The 8,316-nt window shown below is 28.8% G+C and carries 9 protein-coding genes and 1 pseudogene; 9 read left to right on the top strand and 1 reads right to left on the bottom strand.

Annotated elements, in window-relative coordinates:
• Nucleotides 1–230: pseudogene (locus AACZ53_RS12550) on the bottom strand (T9SS C-terminal target domain-containing protein); the annotation flags it as partial.
• A 122-nt stretch (nt 231–352) separates the two neighbouring features.
• Between AACZ53_RS12550 and AACZ53_RS12545 the strand changes: the two are divergent.
• The 9 genes from AACZ53_RS12545 to AACZ53_RS12505 form a co-directional block, all read left to right on the top strand.
• Complete coding sequence (locus AACZ53_RS12545) at nt 353–1,111, top strand: DUF2520 domain-containing protein (RefSeq protein ID WP_339839027.1); 759 nt, start codon at nt 353–355, stop codon at nt 1,109–1,111.
• Entirely contained in the window at nt 1,095–1,622 is a 528-nt protein-coding gene (locus tag AACZ53_RS12540; RefSeq protein ID WP_339839024.1) for an HAD-IIIA family hydrolase, read from the top strand. The genes AACZ53_RS12545 and AACZ53_RS12540 overlap by 17 nt, the downstream gene beginning before the upstream one ends.
• 51 nt (nt 1,623–1,673) lie before the next feature.
• Nucleotides 1,674–2,048, top strand: coding sequence for a four helix bundle protein (locus AACZ53_RS12535; RefSeq protein ID WP_339839022.1), 375 nt, complete (start codon nt 1,674–1,676; stop codon nt 2,046–2,048).
• Nucleotides 2,049–2,116: 68 nt separating this feature from the next.
• A complete protein-coding gene (locus tag AACZ53_RS12530) occupies nt 2,117–3,049 on the top strand; it encodes a geranylgeranylglycerol-phosphate geranylgeranyltransferase (protein WP_339839020.1) in 933 nt (310 codons plus the stop codon).
• Entirely contained in the window at nt 3,042–3,623 is a 582-nt protein-coding gene (locus AACZ53_RS12525) for a Maf-like protein (protein WP_339839018.1), read from the top strand. Before AACZ53_RS12530 ends, AACZ53_RS12525 begins: the two co-directional genes overlap by 8 nt.
• Nucleotides 3,616–4,152, top strand: coding sequence for a mechanosensitive ion channel domain-containing protein (locus AACZ53_RS12520; protein ID WP_339839015.1), 537 nt, complete (start codon nt 3,616–3,618; stop codon nt 4,150–4,152). Before AACZ53_RS12525 ends, AACZ53_RS12520 begins: the two co-directional genes overlap by 8 nt.
• A 43-nt stretch (nt 4,153–4,195) precedes the next feature.
• On the top strand, nt 4,196–6,022 hold the full coding sequence (locus AACZ53_RS12515) for a hypothetical protein (RefSeq protein WP_339839013.1): 1,827 nt from the start codon (nt 4,196–4,198) through the stop codon (nt 6,020–6,022).
• 102 nt (nt 6,023–6,124) lie between these two features.
• Nucleotides 6,125–6,445 carry a hypothetical protein gene (locus AACZ53_RS12510; protein ID WP_339839011.1) on the top strand — a complete coding sequence of 107 codons (321 nt, stop codon included), beginning with the start codon at nt 6,125–6,127 and terminating at the stop codon, nt 6,443–6,445.
• 158 nt (nt 6,446–6,603) lie between these two features.
• Nucleotides 6,604–8,316 (top strand): PIG-L family deacetylase (locus AACZ53_RS12505; RefSeq protein WP_339839008.1); only part of this gene is annotated, 1,713 nt, incomplete at its 3' end.

The raw sequence follows: 8,316 nt of genomic DNA, 5'->3' as shown, positions 1-8,316 counted from the left end.
TTTGAACCATCTACTTGTAAGCTTCCAACTTGCTCAGCTTCATTTTCCTGAATTTCACCATCATTGTTAGCATCTATTTTTATTTTAACTCCAGCTAAGTTTTTAGCAATATTACTAGTGGCTGAGGAATATAATAGTATAGTTTTAAAATTAGCATCAGGAATATTCACATTTTGTGCTTGTCCAACAAAACCTATTACTAAAACCAATAAAAAGTATAATTTCTTCATATTTAATTAATTAATGAAAATCAAAAATAAACTATTTTAGGAAATAAAAGTCTTTTTTTTAATTAAAAACATAAGTTTATTCCTAACTATTTAATTCTTCAAAAAAATAGTAATTTAGCCAAATGATTAAAGTCGTACTTTTAGGTTCAGGAAATGTAGCTTCACATCTTATAAAAGTTATGGAAGCTAATGCTGCTATTGATTTAGTACAAGTTTATGCTCGTTCCAAAAAATCGCTTGAAAATATAATTGATTCCAACAAAGTAACAACTTCATTTGCTGATTTAAAAGAAGCTAATATCTATGTAATTTCGGTTAGTGATAAAGCTATTGAAGAAGTTTCTAATCAAATTCCGTTTACCCATAAATTAGTAGTTCATACTTCTGGTACAATGGGTTTTGATGTCATTAATCCTAAAAACAAACGTGGTGTTTTTTATCCTTTACAAACGTTTTCAAAAAGCAAAGAAGTTGAAATGAAATCAGTTCCTTTTTGCCTAGAAACTGAAAATGTAGAAGATTACAAAACAATAGAAAATTTAGCTAAAAGTCTATCCAATTCGGTTTATGCTATAAATGGTGAACAACGAAAAAGTTTGCATATTTCAGCCGTTTTTGTTTCTAATTTTGCAAATCACATGTATCAAATTGGAAACGCACTTTGTGAAGAAAATAACGTTCCTTTTGCTATCTTGCAGCCTTTAATTGAAGAAACAGCTAATAAGATAAAAACCCTAACTCCAACTGAAGCACAAACTGGTCCAGCCATTAGAAAAGATGAACCAACGATTCAGAAACATTTGGAAGCTTTAGAAAATCCGATTTATAAAGAATTATATCAAAAAATAACATTATCCATACAAAATGTCAAAAAGCTATAAAGAAATAATGAACGATATCACTACATTTATTTTTGATGTAGATGGTGTTTTAACCGATGGAACTATTCACGTAACTCAAACCGGAGAAATGCTTCGCGATATGCACATTCGCGATGGTTATGCTATGAAAGCAGCTGTTGAAAATGGCTATACGGTTTGCATCATTTCTGGTGGAAGTAATGAAGGTGTTCGTGTTCGATTACGCAATTTAGGAATAACAGATATTCATTTAGGTGTTCCCAATAAAGTAGAAACTTTTCAAGAATTTATCGAATTATACAACATCAAACCGGAACAAGTTTTATACATGGGTGATGATATTCCAGATTTTCATGTGATGAAATTAGTTGGATTACCAACTTGTCCACAAAACGCTGTTCCAGAAATCAAAAACATTAGCAAATACATTTCGCACATCAACGGTGGAAAGGGTTGCGTTAGAGACGTAATCGAACAAGTCATGAAAGTGCAAGGCAAATGGATGGAACATTTTGATGCGAAGTTTGACTAATTTCAAGTGTTCAGTGTTCAGTATTAAGTTGGCAGTAATAATTATTTAAATATGAAATATCAGGATTTATTGGCATATAAAAAAGGCTTTGAAGTAGCGATGAATATTTTTGAAACTTCTAAATTATTTCCTAAAGAGGAAACTTATTCTTTAACTGACCAAGTTAGAAGAAGTTCTAGAAGTGTTTGTGCGAATATTGCTGAAGCTTATAGAAAAAGAGATTATCCAAAACATTTTCATAGTAAATTAACCGATTGTGATGCTGAAAATTCTGAAACACAAACTTGGCTAGAATTTGCATTGGCTTGCAACTATATTTCAAATGAAACGTTTCAATATTTAACAGAAAAAAACAATGAAGTTGGAAAACTAATAAACTATATGATTCTAAATCCAAGTAAATTCGGAGTAAAAACTGAAAACTAAAAAACTAATCACTGAACACTGAATACTGAATACTGAACACTGAACACTGAACACTGAACACTAAACATATGAATTTCCTAAAACTAATACGTTACCAAAACCTACTAATCATAGCCCTTGTCCAAGCGGTTTTTCATTTTGGATTTTTAAAACAACAAGAAGGTTTATTACTTGCATTAAATGATATTGAGTTTATTTTATTAATAATCGCAACGGTTTGTATTGCTGCTGCTGGTTACATCATTAATAATATTGTAGATCAAGAAACTGATGCCATTTCAAAGCCAGAAAAAGTTATTATTGGTAAATTTATTTCAGAGACAAGAGCTTATAATTATTATATAACATTAAACATTATTGGTGTTCTAATTGGTTTTTTTGTGTCAAACATCATTTTTAAAGAGAGTTTTGCTGCTATTTTTATTGTAGTTGCGTTTATTCTCTATCTTTATGCAACACAATTTAAACAAAGTCTTTTAGCTGGAAATTTCTTGGTTTCATTTCTAGTAGCTTTTAGTATTTTACTAGTTGGGCTTTTTGATTTGTATCCAATAATTTCTAATGAAAATCGTCAGTTTTTAGGGGTTTTATTTCAAATTATAATTGATTATGCCATTTTTGCTTTCTTGTTGACTTTCATAAGAGAAGTTGTAAAAGACATTGAAGACTATGATGGTGATTTAAAAACAGGAATGAATACGTTACCAATTTATTTAGGAAAAAAGAAAACACAAAAAGTGGTTTTTGGATTAAGTTTCATTCCGCTTTTAGCTCTACTCTATTATTTGAATGCTAATTTTACTAATCTAGAATATGTTATTTATTACACTTTAGCTATGGTCGTTGCTCCAATGTTGTATTTTATCGCAAAACTTTGGCAAGCAAAAACACAAAAGGATTTCAATTACTTAAGCACTGTTTTAAAATTTGTTATGATTACTGGAATTTTATCGATAGTCGTAATTACGTATAACTTAAATCACATTTCAAACCTTGGATAATTTTCTACCAAATAAAAAAATTATTTTAGCTTCTGGTTCTCCAAGAAGACAACAATATTGTAAAGAATTAGGTCTAGCTTTTTCCATTCAATTAAAAGAAGTGGAAGAAATTTATCCTGATCACTTAAAACATCATGAAATAACTGATTTCTTAGCTGAATTAAAAGCAAATGCCTTTAAAAACGAATTAGCTGAAAACGAAATTTTAATCACAAGTGACACCATTGTTTGGCACGAAAACAAAGCTTTGGGCAAACCAAAAGATTATGAGGAAGCTTTTGAAATGATAGATTCAATTTGTGGAAAAACCCATGAAGTGATTACGTCTGTTTGTATTAAAACTTCGTTAAAATCGGAAGTCTTTCACAGTATTACTAAAGTGACTTTTGTAAATTTGAGCAAAGAGGAAATTGATTATTACATTGCCAACTATAAACCATTTGATAAAGCTGGTGCATATGGAATTCAAGAATGGATTGGTTTAATTGGAATTTCAAAAATTGAAGGTTCTTATCCGAATGTAGTTGGATTACCAGTTGATAAACTTTACGCTAAACTAAAAGAATATGCTTGATTTTTTTCAAAATAAATATTTACATGAAGAAATTTCTACTTTAATAGTTTTACTAATTGTTGTTGTTCTTCGCTATTTTTTTGCCAAAGGAATAAGAAAATATGCAAAATCTCACGAAGCTTTAGAACACAGAACAAATTTGGTTATTAAATATGTCAATTTTCTAATTGGTTTATTGGCTATTATTACGATTATAGTGATTTGGGGTGTAAAAAAAGACCAACTTTTTCTATTTATTTCTTCTATTTTTACTGTCGTTGGTGTTGCCGCGTTTGCACAATGGTCGCTATTAAGTAATATTACAGCTGGAATTATTATCTTTTTTGCTTTTCCATTTAAAATTGGAGATCATATTAAAATTTTAGATAAAGATTTTCCCATTTCTGGAGAAATCATTGACATTAAAGCATTTTATATTCTTTTAAAAACACAAGAAGGAGAAACTGTTACTTATCCAAATAACATCCTAATGCAAAAAGGAATCTCAGTTTTAGATAATCATTCTGAAGTAAAAGAGTTTACAGATTAATCATAAATTAAATCTGTTTTCAGTTTTAAAAAATCCTTACAAAATGAATAATAACAGCCTTTTATTGTTATTTGTATTTCTCTATTGTACTTCAGGGATTTCTCAAACAAATTTTAAAGAGAAAGATACTATGAAAATGTACAAAAACATTGAAAACTATTCGGAGAAGAGTCGTTTTACAAAATTTTTACACAAACTTGTATTTGAACCTAGCAAAAAACCGTCAACTGATACTACATCCATAAAAAAGAAAATAGAAAAAAACTATTCTGCTTATGAAGGTAAAATTATAAGGAATATAATTATAGAAGTTATGGATCCATTTGGGTTTTCAGTCACAGATAGTACAAAAAAACCTCATAATTCATTAGAAAAAGCTGGAAACTCATTTCATGACAAAACTAGTAATTGGACCATTAAGAACTTGTTACTTATTAAGAAAAACAAACCTTTAGACACTTTATTATTAAAGGACTCAAAACGTATCATAAGAAGTCAAAAATATGTTAGAAGAGTAGAAATTGATGCTAGTTTAATTTCAGAAAAATCAGATTCAATAGATATTTACATTAAAGTGTTAGATGCTTGGAGTACTGTTCCTAATTTTTCTTCTTCTACCAACAAATCAACTTTTGAATTAAACGAATATAACTTTCTTGGCTTTGGACATCAACTAAAAAATTCATACCAAAAAAGTTTGACTAGCAATGACAATGCTTATAGTGTTAATTATATTGTGCCCAATTTTAAAAACACCTATATAAGTTCGACTTTAAATTATGATATCGATTTAGATAGAAATTATACAAAAAATATAAATATAGAAAGACCTTTTATTTCTGCCTTTATGAAATGGGCTGGAGGAATTAAAATTGGGCAACAATTTAGAAGCGAAATTCCTATTGACACAACATTTATTAGCGATAAACAAAATTTTAAATACAACAATCAAGACTTTTGGTTAGGAAGGTCGTTTAAAATTTTTAAAGGTAATTCAGAAAGAGATAGAACTACAAATTTAATAACATCAGCTCGTTTTTATCGAACCAATTATTTAGAAAAAGCTTCCCCTTTATATGATGAAAAAAATTACTATTCCAATGAACAATCATATTTAGTGGGGATCGGAATTGCATCACGACAATTTAAACAAGAAAAATATATTTTTAATTATGGAATAATTGAAGATATACCAACAGGAGTTGCTTATGGATTAACAGGTGGTTATCAAAGAAAAAATGATGCGTATCGTTATTATTTTGGAGGAAGATTTAGTTTAGGAAATTTTTACAATTGGGGTTATCTGAGTTCAAATATTGAATATGGCACTTTTGCTAAAAACTCTTCGGAACAAACTACTCTTTCGCTAAAGCTGATTTATTTCACAAATTTAATTGAAAGTAAAAAATGGAAATTCAGGCAATTTATTAAACCCGAACTAATTATTGGAACCAACAGAATTGATTCTAGATTTGATAGGGTGACGCTGAATGATAATTATGGAATTAGAGGTTTTAATAGTGATATTCTATTTGGTACAAAAAAATTACTGCTTACTTTTCAAACACAAGGCTATTCTCCTTGGAATTTAGGTGGATTTCGTCTAAATCCTTTTCTAAGTTATACTTTTGGAATGCTAAGTGATGATAACAATCACTTTACGAGAAGCAAAATGTTTTCACAATATGGAGCTGGTTTAGTAATTAGTAATGATTATTTGGTTTTTGATAGTTTTCAAATCTCCTTTTCCTTTTTTCCAAATATTCCTGGAATTGGCGAAAACATTTTTAAAACCAATGCTTTTAAAACTGATGATATAGGTTTTCAAAATTTTGATTTATCTAAACCTAAAATTATAGAATACAAATAGCAAATGTAAATTATGTAAGCATGTCCTAAAATTATATAACATATTTTTTGTGTAATTTGATGAACTTTACACTATGATTGAAACTAATTTAAAATAATAATTATGAAAACTATTATCAACAAAATGTCTTTTATGACTTTACTTATGGTCTTAACCATGTCATTAATTCCTACTTTAACATTTGCAAACGAAACAATTACAGCCAATCCAAATCCAGAAGTTCCTGCTAAAGTACAAGTGATGCTTGACCGTTTAGAAGAAATCAAAGAAATGGACAAATCTGAATTATCTAGATCTGAACGAAAAGAACTTAGAAAAGAAGTAAGAGTTATCAAAAAAGAATTAAGATCAACTGGCAATGGTGTTTATTTATCTGTTGGTGCAATAATATTAATTGTACTGCTTTTAATTTTATTATTGTAAACATAGAAAAGCAAAATAATAAACCAACTAGTTAAGAGCAATACTAATTAAATTATTGCTCTTAATTTTTTGTTAAAGAAATTCCAAAATTTCAGAAAATACTTCACGACAAATTTATAATTGCTATTTTTGAAGCTATTGCTAATAAAAAAGTAAAAATGCATCAATCAAAATTCAAATTTGTCCTATTATTTCTATTTTCTTTTATAGTTGTAAGCGCACAACAACCCAAAAAACCTTCTACTGGAGAAATCTATGAACAAGTTAAAAAACTAAACTTTTTAGGTTCAGTTTTATATTTAGCAGCTCATCCAGACGATGAAAACACACGACTAATTTCTTATTTTTCGAATCATTATCACGCACAAACTGCCTATTTATCATTAACTCGAGGTGATGGTGGACAAAATTTAATTGGACCTCAACTAAGAGAACAACTAGGAGCAATTAGAACACAAGAACTTTTATCAGCACGAAGAATCGATGGTGGACAACAATTTTTTTCTCGTGCCAATGATTTTGGGTATTCAAAATTGCCTTCAGAAACGTTTACCATTTGGAACAAACAAGAAGTTTTAGATGATGTAATTCAAACTATTGAAACCTTCCAACCTGATATCATCATCAATCGTTTTGATCATCGTTCTCCAGGAACAACTCATGGCCATCATACAGCAAGTGCCATGTTGAGTTTAGAAGCTTATGACTTAATTAAAAATAAACCAAAACGTGTCTTTTTTAATACTTCGTATTGGTTTTATGGAAGTCAAGAAGCATTTGATAAGGCCGATAAAAGTAATTTAGTTGCCATCAATGCTAATGTATTCTTCCCGATTTTAGGAAAAAGTAATTTTGAAATTGCTGCTTTAAGTCGAAGTCAACACCGTTGTCAAGGATTTGGCTCTACAGGATCTCGTGGTGATGAAATTGAATATTTAGAACTTTTAAAAGGGACAAAACCTGCTTCAGATAATATTTTTGAAGGAATAGATACTTCTTGGAATCGTTTAAAAGGTGGTGAAGCTATTGGCAAAATTTTAAATCCAATTGAAGAAAACTTTAATTTTAAAAATCCAGAAAAGCATATTCCACAATTAGTTGAGGCATATAAATTAGTCCAAAAATTAGAAGATTCTCATTGGAAAAAAATAAAATTAAATGAACTTTCAAATCTAATTCAAGCCTGTTCTGGTTTATATTTAGAAGCTATTAGTTCTACTGAAAAAGTAACAAAATCTGATACTTATTCTTTAAATATTGAAGCTATAAATCGTAGTGATGCAAATATGATTTTAAATGCTGTTACTTATGGAAATAAAACGGCTTCAGAAAAAAATATAACTTTAAAAAACAATTCAAAAATTAGTTTAAAGTTAGATAGTAATTCAATTCTAGTTGATTTTGATTATTCTAATTTATTTTGGCTGAAAGAAACACCAACGGTTGGAATGTATAAAGTTTCCAATAAAGCCATTCGAATTTTACCTGAAGAAACATTACAATTTCCTATAACTTTTTCTGTAAATATTGAAGGAAGAACTATTGAATTCGTTAAAAATGTTGTCTACAAGAAAAATGATCCTGAATTTGGAGAAACTTACATTCCATTCACTGTTTTACCAGAAGTTACAACTTCTATTGTAAACAAAGTATCAATTTTTAACGACAATCAACCTAAAGAAATTCAGGTTAAAATCATTTCACAAACCGAAAACACAAAAGGAACTTTATCTTTAAACATTGACAAAACTTGGAAAATTGAACCAACATCAATTGCTTTTGAAATTCCTCAAAAAAATGACGAAAGAACTGTAACTTTTAAAGTTTTCCCTCCAAAATCAGAAAGCACTTCTACTTTAGAAGCAGTGGTT

It is taken from the genome of uncultured Flavobacterium sp. (genome assembly GCF_963975005.1).
Classification (GTDB): Bacteria; Bacteroidota; Bacteroidia; order Flavobacteriales; family Flavobacteriaceae; genus Flavobacterium.
This window is presented reverse-complemented; position numbering and strand designations above follow the sequence as displayed.